This is a genomic window from Lacipirellula parvula, from assembly GCF_009177095.1.
Classification (GTDB): domain Bacteria; phylum Planctomycetota; class Planctomycetia; order Pirellulales; family Lacipirellulaceae; genus Lacipirellula; species Lacipirellula parvula.
In genome coordinates this window covers 628,502-647,565 of the sequence record NZ_AP021861.1, presented here as the reverse complement: position 1 = coordinate 647,565, position 19,064 = coordinate 628,502, and the positions used below count along the sequence as shown (strand labels likewise).

Below are 19,064 nucleotides of genomic sequence, written 5' to 3'. Positions count from 1 at the left end.
GACGCGGAGCGTCGAATAGTCCGTTCCTACGCGGAGCGTGGGAACGAGGCCGTTGGCGAGGTACAAGCCGTATTTCCTGAACCCTGAACCCTCCCGCCTGAACCCTTTCGTCGCGGATTGAACCGGCTCCGTAGGGCCGGTAAACTTCATAGCTCCGCAATTTCGCCCCGTTTCGCCTCTCCAGGCAACGGTTCTTCTGCGGAACTCCCATCTGCCTGTCTAGCCCGCCGTGTTCGCCGAAAGGATCGTCCGATGTCTGAGGTTGCCAAGCTCTCTACCCCCGACGGCAAGCAACTCGAGCTCCCCGTCGTCGTCGGTACCGAGCAAGAGCGGGCGGTCGACATCAGCAAGCTCCTCGGCTCGACCGGGTATATCACCCTCGACGAGGGCTACGTCAACACGGGCGCCACGACGAGCGCGATCACCTTTCTCGACGGCGAGAAGGGGATCCTGCGGTACCGCGGCTATCCGATCGAAGAACTCGCCGCCAAGTGCACCTTCATCGAGGTCGCCTACCTGCTGATCTACGGCGAACTGCCGACGCAGGCCAAACTCGACCACTTCCGGGACACCCTCTCGCGGCACACGATGCTGCACGAGGACATGAGCCTGTTCTACAACGGCTTCCCCCGCGACGCCCACCCGATGGCGATCCTTGGCTCGGTTGTCGGGGCGATGTCGACCTTCTACCAAGATTCGCTCGACCCGCACGATCCGGAACAAGTCGACGCCTCGATCGTTCGCCTCGTCGCGAAGCTGCCGACGATCGCCGCCTTTGCCTACAAGAAGTCGGTCGGCCAGCCGCAAATGTACCCGCAGAATTCGCTCGACTACTGTGCGAACTTCTTGCGGATGATGTTCGCCGTGCCGAGCGAAAACTACGAGGTCGACCAGGACTTCGTCGACGCCCTCAACCTGCTGCTGATCGTCCACGCCGACCACGAGCAGAACTGCAGCACCTCGACGGTGCGGATGGTCGGCTCGTCGAACGCCAACCTGTTCGCCTCGATTTCGGCCGGCATCAGCGCCTTGTGGGGCCCGCTGCACGGCGGGGCGAACGAGGCCTGCGTCCAGATGCTCGAACAGATCCGCCGCGACGGCTCGAACGTCAAGAAGTACGTCGACATGGCGAAGGACAAGAACAACAACTTCCGCCTGATGGGCTTCGGCCACCGCGTTTACAAGAACTTCGACCCGCGGGCGACGATCATTAAGGCGGCCTGCCACCGGATCCTCAAGAAGCAGGCGATCAAGGATCCGATCTTCGACATTGCGTTGGAGCTCGAGCAGGTCGCCCTCAACGACCCCTACTTCATCGAGCGGAAGCTCTACCCGAACGTCGACTTCTACTCGGGCGTGGTCTATCGCGCCATCGGCATTCCGGAGCAGATGTTCACCGTACTGTTCGCCATCGGCCGGCTGCCGGGGTGGATTGCTCACTGGGTCGAGATGCACGCCAACCCGGCGAAGAAGATCTGCCGTCCGCGGCAGGTATACACCGGGCCGACCGAACGGCCGATTCCAGCGATTGCCGACCGCTAAAGCGGTCGGCAGGGTTCAGGGGCGAGGGTTCGGGGTTCAGGAAATGCCTTGTCGCCTCGTTCCCACGCTCTGCGTGGGAACGTCGTGAGCGACGCTCTGCGTCGCGTGCTGTCCCCCCCAAGAGGCGGCCTGGTCAGTCTGGCTGCTTCTTCAACGCTGTAAGCGTTTCATCACCCAGCCCGGGGTTGATCGCGGTGCGATCTACCCCGGGGACGTTGCCCAACGAGCCGCACAACCCTGTAAGGGTTGAAGCTTCTGCAACCCTTTCAGGGTTGGTATCCGGGGCGCCGCTGTCCCGGGGTAGATTGCTGCGCAATCAACCCCGGGCTGGATGCTGGAACGCTTTCAGCGTTCATGTTCGCGGTTAGCGGGATGGTTCGCCAAACGCTCTCATAGGGCGGTGGGGCGTCCTCGACGGCCGGGTGGTATGCTCTCGGCGGTACTCCGGCGTGAGCATGAGGCTGCGCGCGGCGTGGCGCCGCCTAGTCGCTGAAGCGACTCAGGCCGATGGCGACGGGGGTGCGGAGCTGCGTCGCGGGCCGCGTTGATGTCGTGTCGCGTCGCGTCCGTGCGAAAAACGTATTTTAGGCGACACTAAGCGCTCGCGGTAAGTTCTTCCCCGTGCTCGCTTTGCGAGTTTAGTGTCGCGTGTCGTGTCGCTTTTACCCTCCGTTCGGGGGGGGCCGGCGACAGCGGCGAATCGGTTGTCAAAGAGCCGTCTGGCTGCTCGTTCCCACGCTCCGCGTGGGAACGTTTGAGTCGACGCGCTGCGTCGCGTCCTGCCTGAGCGGGAGCCGCAGTCGCCCCTCTGCGCCTCGACATCCAACGATCGTTCGCATGTCGACGCTGCGCGACGACATGGCGCCCTTTGGGCCTCTCTCTGCCCGGCTTCGGCCCGCGACGCGGAGCGTCGGACAGGTCGTTCCCACGCGGAGCGTGGGAACGAGGCGAGAGCGTTAATTCAGGCTAGCGAAATGGGTGGCCCAGTTTCAACACAAAAGTGGGCCGAAAAAAATAGCCCCGGGCTTTGCCCGGGGATGGCTTTTGCGCGCAGTGAGGCCTGTCGGAATGGGTGCCGTCCCTCGGGCAGAGCCCCGGGCTAGGGAATGACGCGTGCGGTCGTTAGGGCGCACAAAAAACCACGGGGCGCCGAGTGGGCGCCCCGTGGGTCGTTGGTTGATCTGCAACGCGGCGACGTCTTAGAAGGCGTCGTCGCTCGGTTCGACGGAGACAGCGTCCGTCGGCAAATCTGACTGCTTATGATTCGACGTCATCAGCTGGCCGAAGACGAACGGGTCGATCTGATCGGTGAGCAGTTCGACCTGGCCGGCCATGAACGCGACATTCACGCCGCCGGGGTGGTTACTCGACGCTGTGCCGGGACGAGGATTCAAATCCCCCGTTGACGGGGCGGTATTAAACATTTGATCCATCCCTTGAGACGACTGCGCGTAGCTGTCGTAAGCAATTGGATCACGCGACCCGTTGATTCGCGACTTCAAGTCGGTGGCGATGTAATCCGGACGCTCCCAACCGAAACCGAAATGGTAGGGCTGATCCTGGACCGTGGTGTAATCGTTGCTATTGGCATACGCCCAGTAGAGCGACGCCAAGCTTTCCGAGAGCATCAACGTCTTCGTGCTGCCGTCGCCCTTGCCCTGTACGTAGGCGAAAGACATGGTCACCTTCGGGGCGCCGTTCGAGTCGCGGTAATCCTGCGAGGTCACCCAGTTCGGAGTTGGCGTCTGGTTCTTCAAATCACTCGTCCGAGTACGGTCGAAGAATAAGCCGTTGGCGGCGTTCTCAAGATTCACGTGGCCCGACTTTCCGGTGAAGCCCTCTTTATTACGCCAACCGGTATTGGCTACGTACGACGTGAGCGGCTGACCTTGCATCACGGGCGGGTTGCTCGGGCAATTGAGAATTTCCAGTGCAGCGAAATTGCCGCCTTCCACCAAGTCGAAGCTCATGTTTCCAGAACTCCAGTTCTGGTAGAGCTGATTCTGCTCGAGCTGCGGGAAGATAGTGACGTACCACGGGGCGCGAACCATCTTCGTGCTGCCTTTGATCCCCAGCGTATTGATGTAGCCGGGCAGATCCTTGGTCGACGTCTCGCGAATCGCCAGCGCCTTCGACAGCTGCGTCAGATTCGCCGCGCAGGTGTTACGGCGAGCTGCTTCGCGGGCCGCTTGGACAGCGGGGAGCAGCAAGCCGACGAGGGTGCCGATGATGGCGATCACCACCAGTAGCTCGACGAGCGTAAATGCTTTACGGTTAGATAGCCTCATCTCTGCGATTCTCCCTGTTCTGTCCGAATGACGAGTGCCCCTGGCCTGGGTCGCGCAGGTCGAGGATACACGAGAAATAATGGCGCACCGGGTGCGCGACCCTGCATTCCAAATTGTCGCAAATAGCGGGGGGAAAGTCCAGCAAATCCGCAGCTGACGGAGAAGTCAGCCGCGGCTTTGCGGGAATCTGGAGATCGCCTGGCGGCGAGGCAAGCCGCCGAGGCCCAAAACGCGGCAGATCAGTAGTCGTCCGGCCCCGGAGTCGGCATATCGCGGTCGTGCTTACCGCCGTAGGCCAGGTCCGAGAGTTTCCGGTTCGACGTCATCAGTTGGGCGTAGACGATCGGGCTGATCCGGTCGCTCAGGAACAGGACGGCTCCGCCGACGAAGGCGACGTTGACGCCGCCTGGGTGAAAACTTGAGGCGACGCCCGTGTTTGGCGCCTTATCGCCTTGATACTCCGGCAGGATCTCCTTGACGCCGTTGATCACGCGGTAGCTTGCATCGGCGACGAGTTCGGGCGAACTAACGCCGTTGGTCGTGGCGTTTTTGATCGTCAGCGGATCTTCCCAGCAAAAGCCGTAGTGCCAAGCTTTATCGGACTGGGCGAGCCCGGTCCACGCGAGGGCGTTGATCCCTTCGGAGAACATCAGCGTGTGGGTTGAGCCGTCGCCCTGCGCCTGAACGCTGGCGGCCGTCATGCGAATGATCGGATCGCGTTGGGGCTTCTGACAGTCTGGCTCCAGATCGCGGACATCTGGCGGGCCGATGCTGCGGGTTCGATCGAAGAAGAGCCCGTTGCCGGGGTTCTCGACGATACTGCAATCGTCGTTTTCATCTTTGATTTTCTCATCCTGAATCGACCCCGTATTGGCCAGATAGGACATCGCGGGCCCGCCCTCGGTGCGAGGCGGGTTGCTGGGACAAATGTAAACGTCGATTGGGGCGGCCGCCTGTCGGCCCGCGACCAGTTCGTCCCACAATTGCGTTTGCTCGATATAGGGCAGCATCATCGCCCCCCAACTGGCTCGGCCGTCGCCCATGATTCCGATGGGATTGATGTAACCGGGATACTCTTTGTTGGCGACCTCGTAGGTCGTCATCGCTTTTTGAATGTTCGCCAAGTTCGATCGGCAAGCGTTCGAGCGTCCAGACTCGCGAGCGTTCTGCACGGCGGGCAGCAATAAGCCCATGAGCGTGCCGATGATGGCGATCACCACCAGCAGTTCTACCAAGGTGAAGGCGCAGCGGCGCCCCCGGACACGATGTGCCATGTTTGTACTCCCTGTTCCGTTGGAGAGATAAGAATGTGGCGCGAGCGCGTCGCGGCTGGGCCTCTGTCCAAAGAATTACCAGCCGATCGGACGCTTGCTGGCGGGAGTATTTCACAGATCGGCGTTGCGCGTCAACTTTATTTGGATAAGTGGCGGGAAATTAAGGGGGCGAATCGTTCGGAGGGAGCGCGACGCGATTGGAGCGTGGCGTCGATTGGGGATTAGCCCCCGGTTCTTCAAACCGGGGGTGATTTGGGCCACCGGCGCGATCGGGCAGTCGCGCACGCCCCCGGTTTGAATAACCGGGGGCTAAAAACCGTTGCGGCGGGGCGGCGTTTCGTGAAACCTTGCCGAAAATGCCGCCAATACCGGCATCCTTAACACCGCCCGCAGGCCCTGGTATCCTGCTAGGCTCGCCGCGATGCGGCGGAGGCTCTGGAGGCTACCCCGGCGAATGACTCGGGGACTGGCCGCGACGCTCTGGCAGAAGCCGGGAGCCGATCGCCGGCTCGCCGATCAACGAACTTACCTTTCGCGTGGGAGAATCTAGGAATGTCGATGTTCATCGGAGAGGCACTGGCTGGCGAAGGAAATGAAATTGCCCATATCGACCTGCTGATCGGCGACAAGGCCGGTCCGGTCGGCGTGGCGTTCGCCAACGCCTTGGCCCGTCAGAGCGAAGGTCACAGCAACCTGCTGGCCGTGCTCACGCCGAACCTGGCTGTGAAGCCCGCGACCGTGATGATCACCAAGGTGACAATCAAGGGCGCCAAGCAAGCCGTGCAAATGTTCGGCCCGGCCCAAGCCGCCGTTGCCAAGGCCGTGGCCGACTCGGTCGCCAACGGCGTGATCAAGAAGGGCGACGTCGAGAACCTGGTGATCGTCTGCGGCGTGTTCATCCACTGGGAAGCGGCCGACGACAAGAAGATTTACGACTACAACTACGAAGCGACCGTCATGGCGATCAAGAACGCCATGGAAGGGAAGCCGAACGTCGACGAAATGCTCGCTGGGAAGGATGCGGCGGCGCATCCGTTCCGTGGGTTCTAAATCAAGCGATCAGCTGTCAGCGTTCAGCAGTCAGCTGCTTGGAAATGAGAATGGGCCACGCGTCGCGCTGGGCGCGGCGCGTGGCTTTTTTATTTAGTGGGGAATGCTGAATGTGGAATGGGGGAGGGGATGCTGCTCCCCATTCCACATTCGACATTCCCCATTTGAAGTCGCTCCGGCGGGTCGTTGACCCGCGGCTACCAGTCACTAGTTACCAGTCACTCACATCTATGTCTCTCAAAAAGATTCTGGTCTGCCTCGACGCTGATCCGCAGCCGAGCGTGTTTGACGGCGTGGTGGCGGTTGATTCGGGCGTCGACTTTTTGTTTCGCCATGGCGGCGTGGCGGCGGCTCAGGTGCGCGACTTGGTGTACGGCGCCATGTTCACGCGCGGGCCGCAGGAGCTGAAGAATACGGCCGTGTTTATTGGCGGGTCGGACGTAACAGTGGCCGAAGGGCTGCTCAAGGCGGCGACCGAGGCGTTCTTCGGGCCGATGCGGGTGTCGGTGATGCTCGACGCCAACGGGGCGAACACGACGGCGGCCGCGGCGGTGCTTGCGGCGCGGCGGCATGTGCCGCTCTCGGGAGCGATCGTCACCGTGCTGGCTGGGACGGGCGCCGTCGGTCGGCGAGTGGTGCGGCTGCTGGCGAGCGAAGGGGCTCGCGTGCGGGTGGCTTCTCGCAAGTTGACGCATGCCGAGGGGACGTGCGACAAGATCAGCCGGATCGTGCCGGGCGCCGATCTCACGGCATGGACGAACGAAAACGCGATGGCCGCGGCGACGGCGGTGGAAGGCGCCCAGGCGGTGATCGCCTGCGGCCCGCCCGGGGTGGAGCTGCTGCCGAAGGGCTACCTCGCCCAAGCGGCGGGCCTGCAGGCGGCGATCGACTTGAACGCCGTGCCGGCCCACGGCCTGGGCGACGTGGCGCCAACCGATAAGGCGACGCACCATGGCGCCATCGTCTGCTACGGCGCCCTCGGCGTCGGCGGGACGAAAATGAAGATTCACAAAGCGGCGATCGCGAAGCTGTTTACCCGCAACGACCTGGTGCTCGATGCGGATGAGATTTATGCGATTGGGAAAGAGCTTTAGGAATAGCCCGCGAATGACGCGAATGGTCGCGAAAGAAATGCGGGGGAGATTTAACACAGAGAGCACAGAGGACTCGGAGAAGACTTGCGGCGTTAAGTTCGGTGCACTTCTCCGTGATCTCTGTGTCCTCTGTGTTGAAAGTATTTGAGTTCAATTCATTAGCGTACATTCGCGTCATTCGCGGGCAACGCATTTAACCCCTCGCCACATTTGATTCGAGGGACATGGGAACCAGTTATTGATGGCGAAACGCCGTTCAGGGAAATCTTCACGCTCTAGCTCGCACGTTTCCGTTGAACGGATGCGCAGCGGGCAGGGGTATGTGCTCGTCCATCCGCGCGACGTGATGGAGTGCGCCGAAGATCTCGAAGAAGTTCGCGAGATGATCGCCGTCGGGGAAGCCGACGTGGCGGTCGACGAACTCCGCTGGCTGGTCGAAACGTGCCCCGAGATGATCGAGGCCCATTACCTACTGGGCAAGCTCGCCGTCGAATCGATGGGCGACGTGGCCCTCGGCCGCGGGCACTTTGGATTTGGCTATCAGGTGGGGCAGCGCGTCCTTGCGAAGGCGAAGCACCCGACGCCGGTGCCGGCGCTCCATCCGGCGAATCGCCCCTTCTTCGACGCCGGCCGCGGGTTGGCGTGGTGCCTCGCGGAACTTGGCAAGCGCGACATGGCGCTTGAGGTGATCGAACACCTGCTCCGCTGCGACCCGAGCGATCCGCTTGGCCTCGGCGGGTGGATCGACGAAATCCGCACGGCGGGGGCGCCGATCGTGGAACTTGGCGGGCTCATTCTGCCGCAAGCAGGTAATGATCGAATGACGAATGACGAATGACGAATGCAATACGCTTGCGTCCTTCATTCGTCATTTAAGCATTCGTCATTTCTGACTACGGCAGCGGCACGTTTTCGAGTTTGAAATCGACAGGCACCGAGACCACCGACGCCGGGGTGCGGTAGACCCAGTCGTAGTCTTTCAGCTCGCGGCCTTCGGGGAGTTCGTAGAAGAACGCGAAGCAGATTTCGTCTTCGGTTTGCATCGTCGTTTCGAATCCGGCGTTGTCGAGCGATTGGCCTTTCTTGTCGACGAGCTTCGCGGTGTTCTGAAAGACCCAGCCGCCGTCGGCGCTGAGGCCGGCGTCGCTCCCCTCGACTTTGAGCCGCATGTAGATTTCCCACAGGGCCTGATTCTTCGTGACGCGTTCGATGGTCACGGCCACTTCGCCAGCCCGCTTCGTGACGTCTTTCGCAGTGGCGAGGTTGTCGAACTTCAGCTCTGCCAACCGTCCCGGCACGAGCGCGGTCATCCGTCCTTCGACGGTGGCGAGCTTTTGCGAGGTGCGGGCCGGCAGCTGCAGCGAGGCGACGACGTCGACGGCGCGGCTTTCGGCTTGGACCTCGACGTCGAACACGATGTCTTCCGAGACGACCGGCGTGGGGCGGCCATCGTCGCACGTCGCTTTGAGATCCTCGGCCCGCATCGAGAGGCCAATCGGCCGCAGCCGCGGCTCCCACGAAATTTCGAGATCGATCGACAGGCCGCTCTGGTCGGGATTGCGGATGCCGCGTTGCGACGAGGCGCCAGTCGGTTCGATGCGGAAGGGGCCTGAGTAAACGGCCCGCCCGGCGCCGCGGCGGAGCACGCCCTGATCGCGGTCGATGATCGCGAGCGATTCGCCGCCCGCGTCGCTGTAGGGCGACATTTGCACGCTATCGAGGATCGTATCGACGGCCTTCCAGAACGGCTCCTTCGCGCCGCGGTAGGTGACCTTCTTCTCCGCGTCGGGCTGGCCGAACTCGTCGCGGTAGTCGATCAGGCGGTTGCCCGTTTGTTTTTCGATTTGCTTGAACACGTCGGCCAACGGGACGTCGGCGACGTCGAGCGTCAGCGTCGTCCCCTCGATCGCCCGCTGGGCGATGCGGAGGCGTATTTCGTTGGCGATCCGCGCGAGCCGCACTTGGACTTCTTGCGGCATCTCGTCGTTGGGCTGGGGGAGCAGGTTGACGAACGCCTCGCTCGCGGCAGCGACGCCGTTTTTCGCGCCCAATTCGATTAGTTGTTGCTCTGCCGCGTCGCGAGCGGCTTTGTCGGCGGCGTCGAGTTGCTCGACGAGCTTTTCCACCGCTGCTTTGTCGACCTGCGGGTCGTCGGCCGGCGCCGCTTCGCTCTTCTCAGCGGCGGTAGACTCTTCGGCAACTGGCTTCTCAGCGGCGGGTTCATCGGCCCGTGAGATCGACGCGGCCAGCAGCGCGATCGAGCAAAACAGGGCAGCCCAGGGGAGGGGAGTGGCGAATCGCATAGGAGTCGTGCAGGCCCAACGGTGCGAAAGGGGACGGGGCCGGCGGCGGGCCGGCGACGAGTGGGGTCGCACCGATTGTACCGTCAATCGCCGCCGGGACGCACGCCGCCCGGCGGAAATGATCTAGAGTTGAACATGAAACCGACCCGGCGAATCTCAATCGGCGCGATTGTTCTCGGCAGCCTCTGGGCCTGCATGGCCGCTGGCGCCGAGCAAGTGGCGAGCATTCCGGCGCCGTTCATGATGCAGGCGATGGTCGCGGGCAAACCCGTCGACGGCCAGCCGCTCGTTTGGAACGACCAGCAGATGTATTTACTCGGCCGCGACGGCGCCCTCAACGAATTCAAGCCAAGCGACGCCAAGAATGCGAAGCGCTACGGCAAGGGCTTCGTCGGCTACAGTGCTCAAGAGCTGAAGAACAAGCTGCGCGACGAGTTCGACCGCAGCTTCGAGATCTCAATGACGCCCCACTTTGTGGTCGTCCATCCGCATGGCGAGTGGCGCGAGTGGGGCGAGCGGCTGGAAGCGCTCTACCGTTCGTTCACCCACTACATGAGCGTCCGCGGCTTTCGACTCACCGAACCGGCGACGCCGCTGGTGGCGGTCGTCTTCCGCACGCAGGAAGACTATTACCGCCACGCCGCCGCCGACGGCACGCCGCTGCCGGCCGGCACGCTGGGGCACTACTCGCCGATCAGCAACCGCGTCTTCTTGTTCGATACGGCCGAGAACAACGGCGACGCCGACTGGTCGACGAATGCTGAAACGATCATCCACGAAGCGACGCATCAAACGGCCTACAACGTCGGCGTGCATCGTCGCTTTGCCGTGCAGCCGCGGTGGCTGTTGGAAGGGCTGGCGATGATGTTCGAAGCCCGCGGCGTGTGGGACAACGCTTCGCTGCAGCAACAGGCGGCGCGGATCAATCAAGAACGCCTCGGCGACTTCCGCAGCGGCGCGAAAAACCGCCCGGCCGATTGGCTGACGCGGCTCGTGGCGAGCGATGCGCCGTTTCAGAGCCATGCCGTCAGCGCGTATGCCGAGGCGTGGATGCTGACGTTCTACTTGTGCGAGACGCGGCCGCAGGAGTACAGCAATTACTTGGCACGCGTGGCCGCGCGACCGGCGTTTAGCGATTACACGCCGCAGGAGCGGATGGCAGATTTTACGTCGGCGTTTGGGAAGGATCTCGCGTTGTTGTCGGCGCAGCTGCAGCGCTATGTCGATGAGTTGCCGTAGTTGAGCGTTTTAGCCCCCGGTTCTTCAAACCGGGGGTGATTTGAGTTTGCGGCGCGATGGGGTGACGGCGCACGCCCCCCGGTTTGAAGAACCGGGGGCTAATTCGCGCGGCGAATTACAACGGGGCGGGAACGTCGCGATTGCAGAAAATCGCGGCGCTGGCGGCGAGGGCTCCGCAGCCAAGCCCCAGCAAGCAGCCGTTGTACTGCCAGAACAGAGGCCAGAACGCCGCCGGATCGCGATGGATGCCGATCGTCAGCAGCGTCGGTTCGTACACCGACAAAATCGTGAGTTTATTCATCCACTCGAAGCGGTTGTTGAGTCGGCCGATGATCATTAGCGTCAGTTCGACGACGTAGAATCCGATCACCAGTCCCACCGCTTGCGAGCGGCTGCGCACGAGCGCCGAGATCAGCGTCGCGGCGCCGGTGATGAAGACGCCGAGGCAGGCAAAGTTGATCGCCGCAGGCGCCACCTGGTTCCACGCCGGCGGGTCTTCGAACTTGCTGAACTCCAGCCCCAGCTTCACGCCGAGCCAACTCGCGGCCGCCATCAGCAACACGCCGAACAGCGTCACGGCGGTGTGCGTCGTCACGAGCGTCAGCCGGCGGACCGGTTGAGCGAGCAGCATTTCCATCGTGCCGGCGCCGATGCGGCCGGCCAGGCAATCGGTCGAACGGGTGACGGTCCACAGCCCGAGCAACATCAGCAGGCCAAACTCCTCGAAGCTGAACGCCACTCGGCCGAGCGGCGAGGCGAGGTCTTCGATCGGCACCGGCAGCAGGCCTTGGAAGATCTGCAGCCCCTCGGAGAAAAACTTGATGAACGCATCGACCTTGATGTGCGACGCCACCCACACTCGCAGCCAGGTGAAGCCGAGCGCTAGTAGCGCGCAGCACGTCATCAGCAGCCAACTGTCGCGGAACGATCTGCCGAGCAGCACGCGGTTCATTCGTCACCGCCGATCGCCGGGTGATGGCGTTCGTAGACGCTGCGGAGTCCGATCGGCTCAATCTGCAGTTGCGCGAGCGGCTGTTCGGCGAGCCAGCCGAGCAGCGGGGCGAGTTCGCCGCGGGTGATGATCGAGACCGCCTGATCGCGGCCGGCGTGCATTTCGATCGACTCGGCCAACTGCGGCGGAGCAGGGGAAAGGGGCCCTGTAATCACCGCCTGGATGCGATGCTGTCGCCGCACGTCGATGACGCGAACCGCATCGACAAGGCGGCCCGCTTTCAGCACCAACACGCGATCGCAAACGTCTTCGACCTCCGAGAGGACATGCGACGAAAAGAGGACCGTCTTCCCTTCGTTACGGGCATCGCGGATGAGTTCGACGACGTCGCGGCGGACCGTGGGATCGAGGTTCGCCGTCGGCTCGTCGAGAATCACCAGCGGCACGTTGGGGGTGAGCGTCACCGCGAGGGCGAGCTTCTGCCGCATGCCGGTCGACATATGCCGCACGCGACGGGTGAGATCGAGTTGCAACCGCTCGGCGAGCCGGAGCGAGCGCTCCAGCGAAGCATGCCGCAGCTTCGCGAAAAAGGCGAGCGTTTGCCGGCCGTTCAGCTGGCGGAAGAGCCGCGCGTCGCCCGGCAAGTAAGCCAGCTGTTTATGGACGGCGACCGATTCGGCGTAACAATCGAGCCCGTCGATGCGGGCGGTGCCGCTGGTGGGCTTCAGGTAGCCAAGCAGTAACCGCAGCAGCGTCGTCTTGCCAGCGCCATTAGGGCCGAGCAGGCCGAGAATCTCGCCGCGTGGCACGCCGAAGGTGCAGTCGGAGAGCGCGGCGAGCTGCCCATAGCGCTTCGACAGCAAGTCGGTCTGAATGAACACGAGCGCAGCATCCTTGGCGAATCGTGGTCACCTGCAGTGAACGCTGCTCGCGTTAGGCAGCGGGAGCAGCGGCCGGTTCGGTCGCCGGTGCTTCCGCAGCCGGAGCGTCGGCGGCGCCTTCAGCGCCCTCGGCCGGGGCATCGAGCGGCGTTGCGCCTGGGGCGGCGAACAGCGTCTCATTTACCTTCGGCAACATGGCTTGAGCGAACTTGTAGGCGACGTTGTCGGTGACCGACTCGTCGCGTTCCTTCATCGGCGCGGTGAAGTACATCTTGTAGAGCGCCGTGTTGTTGCCGAAGGCCAAGCGAGTGGCGTCGGGCGCCACCCAATCCTTTTGGTCGCCGGTGTTGGGATTCCACGCCCAGAAGACGCGAACCAGCGGCCCGCCGGCGCCGAGAGCGGCTTCCTTGCGGAACCGCGCGGTGTGGAACTCGCCTTCCTTGCCGGTTCCCTCAGCCTTGATGCGCTGCTGCAACTGCGTGCCGTCCATCGCAAAGCCTTGGCTTGGATAGCAGACGTCGGGCGTGTGGCGCGAAATGTCGCGGGCATGACCGACGATCAGCCACAGATCGACTTCTTCGCCCGTCTCTTCGTTCTTGTAAAGTCGCGAAATGTGACTCACGGCGCCTGCCGTTTTCAACGTCTCCTCAGGAACAGGCTTGTCGACGCCAACCCAGGGGCCCACCTTCTTAGGCAAACTCGCGAACTTTTGGTGGAACTGCTCATCACTGATGCTGGAGCCGTTCCAACGATCGGAGTAAACGCTTTCCCAGGCCGTCATCGACAGAATGAGAACTACGGCGACGGCGACAGGAACATACAAACGCGTCATGAATCAATCTCGAAGAGACGAAGATAAAACCGCCTCGCCGGCCGGAAACCGAAGTCGAGCGGCGGCGAGAACTTAATTCACGGTAGGCGCGTTGCCGAAGAGTGTCAAGCAACGGCCTCGGCAGGCGGCAGAACCGTCACAACCGGGCCGAAAATGGGCTCGTTTTGCGGGCGCGCGCCGTGCTGAGCGGACGCCTGATAGTCGGAGGCACACCTGCCTCCGGGAGCATCCGATTCCGGTAGCGGCAACTTGCGCCGCCAATGTGAATGTTGCGGCTCCCTCCCCCTTGAGGGGAGGGCTGGGGAGGGGGTGGAACCCTGGTACCCGCTTCACTCACCCCTCCCTAACCCTCCCCCTCAAGGGGAGGGGACCTCATCGTTTCGTTTTCTCTGAAGCTGAGAATTGAACAACGACTTTAGTGCTCCGCCAGTTGCTCGTCCTCAAGCCCGAGCCGCTTCATCTTCTTATAGAGCGTCGTGCGATTGACGCCGAGCGAGTCCGCGGTCGCGTTGCGATTCCAGCCGTTCGCTTCGAGCACCTCAAGAATGATCTGCCGCTCCGGCTCTTCGAGCGCTTCCTTGAGCGTGCGGTGGCCGCCGCGGGTAACGCGGATCGCCGAGCCGCCGATGATGTCGCGCGGCAAGTCGGCCGGGGTGATGAGTTCCCCCTTGCCGAGCAGCACGGCTCGTTCGACGACGTTCTGCAACTCGCGGATATTGCCGGGCCAAGCGTAGGCTTCGAGCGCGGCGACTGCCTCTTCGGTGAAGCCGGTCACTTTGCGATTCGTATCTTCGCGCAACTCGTTGAGGAACGTTTGGGCGAGCAGCAGCACGTCGCTGCGGCGAGCACGGAGCGGCGGCAGTTCGACGTTGATGACGTTGACGCGGTAGTAGAGATCTTGGCGGAACTTGCCTTCGGCGACCGCCTTCGACAGATCTTCGTTCGTGGCGAGGATGACCCGCACGTCGACCTTGAACGTCTTGTCGCCGCCGACTTGCTCGAACTGCAGTTCTTGCAGCACGCGGAGCAACTTCACTTGCATCGCCGGGCTGGCGGTGCCGATTTCGTCGAGGAAGATCGTGCCGCCGTCGGCTTGCATGAACTTGCCGACCTTGTTGCCGGTGGCGCCGGTGAACGAACCAGCAACGTGGCCGAAGAGTTCGCTCTCAAGCAAATTTTCAGGCAGCGCGCCGCAGGCGACTTCGATGAACGGCTTGCCGCTGCGACGGCTGCGGCGATGAATCGCGCGGGCGATCATGCTCTTGCCGGTGCCGCTTTCGCCGGTCACCAGGACGGTCGCCTTCGTATCGGCGACGCTGTCGATGACGTCGAAGATCCGTCGCATCTGGGCGTCGTGACCGACGACGTTGTCCATCCCCTTGCGCTTGTCGAGTTCGCGCTTGAGCTGCGTGTTCTCTTCGATGACTTTGTGCTGCGTGAAAGCGCGTTCGATCGAGACGAGGAGTTCGTCGTCGATGAGCGGCTTCGTCAGGTAGTCGAGGGCGCCGGCGCGCAACGCTTCGACCGCGGCTTCGGGTTCGCCATAGCCGGTCATGAGGATGACCTGGCTTTCGGGGTGCGAGCGGCGGACTTGCTCGAGCAGATCGAGGCCGTCGCCATCCTTCAGTCTCACGTCTACGAGCAGCAGATCGTACGACTTGCGGGCGAGCCGCTCGTTCGCTTCGGCGACGCCGCGCACTGCGTCGACTTGCAAGCCGTGGCTGCGGAGCCAGTCGGCCATCGAATCGAGCACCTGACGATCGTCGTCAACCAGCAGCAGTGAACCGTGAAGCATATGCAGACTCCCCCAACTGAAGCCGCGCAAGGCGGCTCGAACGTAACGCGGCCGACGCGTCGCCAGGGGCGGCGCGCACCACGGGATTCAACTTGTCGTGGCCGGGCGTCCAGCGGACTTCGGCGTCGCCTATGGCAACGCCGAGCCGGTGGCGGGGAGATTTCGCCATGGCCTGTTGAATTATTTACGTCGCAGGATGCGTTGGGGCAACGTGGTTGCTGAGGAGTTGCGAAGAGCGCGGGCCGTTTGTGATGATTATACGGGCGACGCGATTCACTGCATTGCTTTTCTGGTCCCCTCCCCTTGAGGGGAGGGTTAGGGAGGGGTGAAGATGCGTGTACCAGAGTTCGTTACCCCCTCCCCAGCCCTCCCCTCAAGGGGGAGGGAGCCAGAAGTGCATAAGAGGTAGGGGGGCTTGCGCAAAAAGCTGGGGCGGCCCGGCCTTGGGAGAGGAAGAGACCAGACCGCCCCGCGACGGTGGAGGGTCGCCGATCGAACCGCGGCCGGCGCATAACATACGCCGCTTTGCCTGCTCATAAACTGAAACCGCGGCCGATCAGCGTCAGTTGGCTGATTCGACACGGTCTAGAGCGGTAAGCGGCGACGGACGTTACACGGCCAGCGGAGAAAATGACGAAGCCCGAATGACGAATGGGGGACGCAAGCGTTTTTCATTCGTCATTCGGGCTTCGTCATTCGTCATTTGGCCCGCGGATGCGCCTTCTCGTACGCCGCCCGCAGGTTGGCCGTGCTGACGTGCGTGTAAATTTGCGTCGTCACCAGGCTTTTGTGGCCGAGCAATTCCTGGACGCTGCGGATGTCGGCGCCCCGGTCGAGTAGGTGCGTTGCGAAGCTGTGCCGCAGCGTGTGGGGGCTCGTCCGCAGGTCGAGGCCTGTTTCTTTGAGGTACTTCTCCAGCATCCGGCCGACGCTGCGGGTCGTGAGCCGCGTGCCGAAGCGGTTCGTGAAGACTGGGGCCTCGCGGCCTTGCTTCTCGCTGGGCGACAGCTTGCGCTGCCGCAGCCATGCTTTCAACGCGCGCGTTGCGTACGAGCCAAGCGGCGAGAGCCGTTCGCGGCGGCCCTTGCCTTTGACGAGCAGAATCTCTTGGGCCAGGTCGACGTCGGCGTCGGAGAGGCCGACGACTTCGCTGACGCGCAAGCCGCCCGAGTACATCGTTTCGAGAATCGCCCGATCGCGGATCCCCATCGGCGACTCGGCCGGCGGCGCCGACAGCAGCGTGCCGATTTCCTCGGTCGTCAGGAAGTGCGGCAGCGAGCGTCCCTTGCGCGGGTTGCGGAGCGCGCGAGCGGGGTTGCTCGTTGCCCAGCCTTCGCGCTGGCCGTACCGGTAAAAGCTGCGCAGCGACGCGAGCTTCCGCGCGATCGAGGTCTTCGCGTAGCCTGCTTCATGCAGCGCCGACAGGAAGCCGCGCAGTTCGACCGCGGTAATGCTCGCGGGCGCGGGGCAGGTTCCGTCTTCCTCGGCAAAGTAATCGGTCGCCGCGATGAGATCTTCGCGGTAGCTCTTCACCGTGTAGTCGGAAGCGCCCCGTTCGACGCGCATGTAGGTCAGGAACTGCGCGATCTGTCGTTGCATGGGGTAGGCGCTAGTTGGAAAACGGGCGCACGATCGAAAACGCCCGGCGACGCGTGGTTCACCTCGGCTCTTAGCCCCGGCAGGGGCGATATCGAGTAGCCAGGGGCGCGAACCCCTGGTCCGTCACGATACGAAGGCATCTTAGCCCCGTGAGGGGCGGCACGATTCGTCCAGCGCGGGCAGTGTCGCCCCTCACGGGGCTTAAGCTTCGAACGAACCCGCGAACCAGGGGCTGACGCCCCTGGCTACATCATGTCGCCCCTCCGGGGCTTCAACGAGGCATCTGCCTCAATCATCGCTAGGTTGCGGCAGGTTCATGCGGCGGGGTAGCGTCGCCTTCATCTCTGGCACGCTTTCCGACGCGCTGTTGCGAACCTTTTGGCTCAGCACGGCGGCGTCGTACCAGGTGAAGCTCAGCTCGGGGTTCGAGGCGAAACGGCCAAGCGTGCGCAGCGCTTCGGCGCGCTGGGAATCTTCGTAGAGGAAGATGTAACGCTCGCGTCCCTTGACGAGCGCTAGCACATTAATGTCGTCGTTCACGGCTTGCGGGGCCTCCTAGCGGCAGCAGTGGGCAGCCGACGTGCGTCGCTGGTAGCGTCGGTTGCGGGGGTGGGCGGCCGCCGTGGCGAAGGGCCTTGTGCGCACACGGTCGTCCTTGATGCTCGGCCTGGGTGCTGCAGCGTCGAACGCTCGGCGTTCGACCTGCTGGCTGTCTCTGTCCTGAAAACTGACTCGCGGAGAGTTTGGTTCCGCCCACAAGTGGACGTCGGCGACGCCTGCGCGATTGTGCGGATTGTTCCGCCGGTTCGCGCTGACCGAACCATGCTCCTTACGCCTTATCGGCGTTCGGGCCACCGCATCAGCACATCCATTTTTGCGCTCCCCCCGCCGCGAGCTGACAGCATCTCGCAGATGTGCAGGTGACAGCAGAAGCGGATGAACTCGTTGCTGCGCGACAGATAAGGCTGCCAGCCGCCGTAGCGCTGGTCGTCGCGGAAGAAGACGTACCCTTCCAGGGCCTCGGTGATCTTGTCGTCGGCCCCGTTGTAGATCGCCGAGTGGGAGAGCACTGGGCCGTTGAACGGAACGCACGCGGCCCGGCCAGGGCCCATCGCGTACAGGCCGCCGAAGTTGTTGTCGGGGCCGCAAGCACATGCCTCGGGCGGCAACGGATAACCTGCAGCGGCTGCAGCGGCGGCGCCGAGAGCGCCGGCTGCAACGGCTGGCGCGGTTGCGACAGCTTGCGGGACGCTCGCAGCGGCGGCATTGCTGGCGACGCGCTGCGGGGTTTTCGGCTGGGATTTCGCCGCCGATTTTTTCAGCGATGACGCTTTCAACGAAGATGCTTTCGCAGACGGCGCTCGCGTCGGCTTGGTCGTTTCGGGCATCTCGACTTCAAGGTCTGCACGTTGGACGTTCTGGTCGACGATGCGAATGCTCGACGTTTCGTTCGGATCGAAGAACGGATTGTTCTCCGCAGGGCCTGCGCCATCGCCGTCGTCGTCTTCGGAGTGATCTTCGCGAAGCGACGGATCGACTAGCGGCGCTGGCGCCGTCGGCTGATTGCCGGTCGGCGGCGCAGGCAACGGCATGCAGGCTTCGTCGCACTGCGGCGAGATTCCTTGCATCTCCGCGCGGAACAGCGCCATTTGCGATTCGTACACGAGCGAGTCGGGAATGAACTCTTCCTCCGGCGTGCCCCACGGTAGGCCGTAACCCGCGGGGATTTCGTGGAAGCCGGGGTTCGATGCGTACCATTCGACGCGCATGCCGATCCGCGGCGGGTAGTATTCTGCGTAGTCGATCACCGCGCCAATCGCGACGGCGTCGACGCCCAAGAGTTGCCCCAGCCGGCGGGCTTCCCCGGGACGGTTGAGATCGATCCGATGGGCGATGATCGCTTCTTCGACGACCCCCAGCGGCACGACTTCGAAGCCGGGCGTCAGCTGCAATTCGGTGAAATAAGCCATCGCGAACTCGCGACCGTCAACCGTGGGCGAATCGCTCTGGTTGAAGAACGGCGCAACGGCCACGCGACGCAGCTGCGGGAAGGGGTTGCGGATCGTCGGTTCCTGAGTGATCTCAGGAAACATGATCTGGCAACCGCCGCATGTTGCGATGGCGAAGCAGACTGCTAGCAGAAGTAGCAAGTGACGGAGCACGATCGAGAAGAACCTACCGCAATGAAAGGAGCCCCCCTTTCATTCAAGGCACG

Annotated in this window: 15 protein-coding genes; 5 read left to right on the top strand and 10 right to left on the bottom strand. The window is 63.1% G+C overall.

Features of this window, described 5'->3' with window-relative positions; genetic code table 11:
* The first annotated feature begins 252 nt into the window (after positions 1 to 252).
* The gene (locus tag PLANPX_RS02440; protein WP_152097187.1) at positions 253 to 1,542 is read left to right on the top strand and encodes a citrate synthase; all 1,290 of its coding nucleotides are present in this window, start codon (positions 253 to 255) and stop codon (positions 1,540 to 1,542) included.
* A gap of 1,199 nt (positions 1,543 to 2,741) precedes the next feature.
* Here the strand turns inward: PLANPX_RS02440 and PLANPX_RS02435 are convergent.
* On the bottom strand, positions 2,742 to 3,830 hold the full coding sequence (locus PLANPX_RS02435) for a DUF1559 domain-containing protein (RefSeq protein WP_152101770.1): 1,089 nt from the start codon (positions 3,828 to 3,830) through the stop codon (positions 2,742 to 2,744).
* A gap of 239 nt (positions 3,831 to 4,069) precedes the next feature.
* Positions 4,070 to 5,104 (bottom strand): DUF1559 domain-containing protein, encoded by a 1,035-nt coding sequence (locus PLANPX_RS02430; RefSeq protein ID WP_152097186.1) that lies wholly within the window; start codon positions 5,102 to 5,104, stop codon positions 4,070 to 4,072.
* 552 nt (positions 5,105 to 5,656) lie between these two features.
* Between PLANPX_RS02430 and fae the strand changes: the two genes are divergently transcribed.
* From fae to PLANPX_RS02415, 3 genes are all read left to right on the top strand, one after another.
* On the top strand, positions 5,657 to 6,154 hold the full coding sequence (gene fae / locus PLANPX_RS02425; RefSeq protein WP_152097185.1) for a formaldehyde-activating enzyme: 498 nt from the start codon (positions 5,657 to 5,659) through the stop codon (positions 6,152 to 6,154).
* A gap of 230 nt (positions 6,155 to 6,384) precedes the next feature.
* Positions 6,385 to 7,248: an NAD(P)-dependent methylenetetrahydromethanopterin dehydrogenase gene (locus tag PLANPX_RS02420; RefSeq protein WP_152097184.1), complete on the top strand. Its 864-nt coding sequence runs from the start codon at positions 6,385 to 6,387 to the stop codon at positions 7,246 to 7,248.
* A 241-nt stretch (positions 7,249 to 7,489) separates the two neighbouring features.
* On the top strand, positions 7,490 to 8,086 hold the full coding sequence (locus tag PLANPX_RS02415) for a hypothetical protein (RefSeq protein ID WP_152097183.1): 597 nt from the start codon (positions 7,490 to 7,492) through the stop codon (positions 8,084 to 8,086).
* Between the two features lie 55 nt (positions 8,087 to 8,141).
* On the opposite strand, the gene PLANPX_RS02410 is transcribed toward PLANPX_RS02415, so the two are convergent.
* Complete coding sequence (locus tag PLANPX_RS02410; RefSeq protein ID WP_152097182.1) at positions 8,142 to 9,551, bottom strand: hypothetical protein; 1,410 nt, start codon at positions 9,549 to 9,551, stop codon at positions 8,142 to 8,144.
* 135 nt (positions 9,552 to 9,686) lie between these two features.
* Here PLANPX_RS02410 and PLANPX_RS02405 point away from each other — a divergent pair, with 135 nt between their 5' ends.
* Positions 9,687 to 10,790 carry a DUF1570 domain-containing protein gene (locus PLANPX_RS02405; RefSeq protein ID WP_152097181.1) on the top strand — a complete coding sequence of 368 codons (1,104 nt, stop codon included), beginning with the start codon at positions 9,687 to 9,689 and terminating at the stop codon, positions 10,788 to 10,790.
* A gap of 115 nt (positions 10,791 to 10,905) precedes the next feature.
* Here PLANPX_RS02405 and PLANPX_RS02400 read toward each other — a convergent pair whose 3' ends face one another.
* The 7 genes from PLANPX_RS02400 to PLANPX_RS02370 form a co-directional block, all read right to left on the bottom strand.
* Complete coding sequence (locus PLANPX_RS02400) at positions 10,906 to 11,742, bottom strand: ABC transporter permease subunit (protein WP_152097180.1); 837 nt, start codon at positions 11,740 to 11,742, stop codon at positions 10,906 to 10,908.
* Positions 11,739 to 12,623: an ABC transporter ATP-binding protein gene (locus PLANPX_RS02395; protein ID WP_152097179.1), complete on the bottom strand. Its 885-nt coding sequence runs from the start codon at positions 12,621 to 12,623 to the stop codon at positions 11,739 to 11,741. Before PLANPX_RS02395 ends, PLANPX_RS02400 begins: the two co-directional genes overlap by 4 nt.
* Positions 12,624 to 12,675: 52 nt before the next feature.
* Positions 12,676 to 13,455, bottom strand: a complete 780-nt coding sequence (locus tag PLANPX_RS02390; RefSeq protein WP_152097178.1) for an exosortase-associated EpsI family protein — start codon at positions 13,453 to 13,455, stop codon at positions 12,676 to 12,678.
* Between the two features lie 415 nt (positions 13,456 to 13,870).
* On the bottom strand, positions 13,871 to 15,250 hold the full coding sequence (locus tag PLANPX_RS02385; RefSeq protein ID WP_152097177.1) for a sigma-54-dependent transcriptional regulator: 1,380 nt from the start codon (positions 15,248 to 15,250) through the stop codon (positions 13,871 to 13,873).
* Between the two features lie 699 nt (positions 15,251 to 15,949).
* A complete protein-coding gene (xerC, locus tag PLANPX_RS02380; RefSeq protein ID WP_152097176.1) occupies positions 15,950 to 16,849 on the bottom strand; it encodes a tyrosine recombinase XerC in 900 nt (299 codons plus the stop codon).
* A 288-nt stretch (positions 16,850 to 17,137) separates the two neighbouring features.
* The gene (locus PLANPX_RS02375) at positions 17,138 to 17,389 is read right to left on the bottom strand and encodes a hypothetical protein (protein ID WP_152097175.1); all 252 of its coding nucleotides are present in this window, start codon (positions 17,387 to 17,389) and stop codon (positions 17,138 to 17,140) included.
* A gap of 296 nt (positions 17,390 to 17,685) precedes the next feature.
* Positions 17,686 to 19,011 carry a hypothetical protein gene (locus PLANPX_RS02370; protein WP_152097174.1) on the bottom strand — a complete coding sequence of 442 codons (1,326 nt, stop codon included), beginning with the start codon at positions 19,009 to 19,011 and terminating at the stop codon, positions 17,686 to 17,688.
* Positions 19,012 to 19,064: the final 53 nt, after the last annotated feature.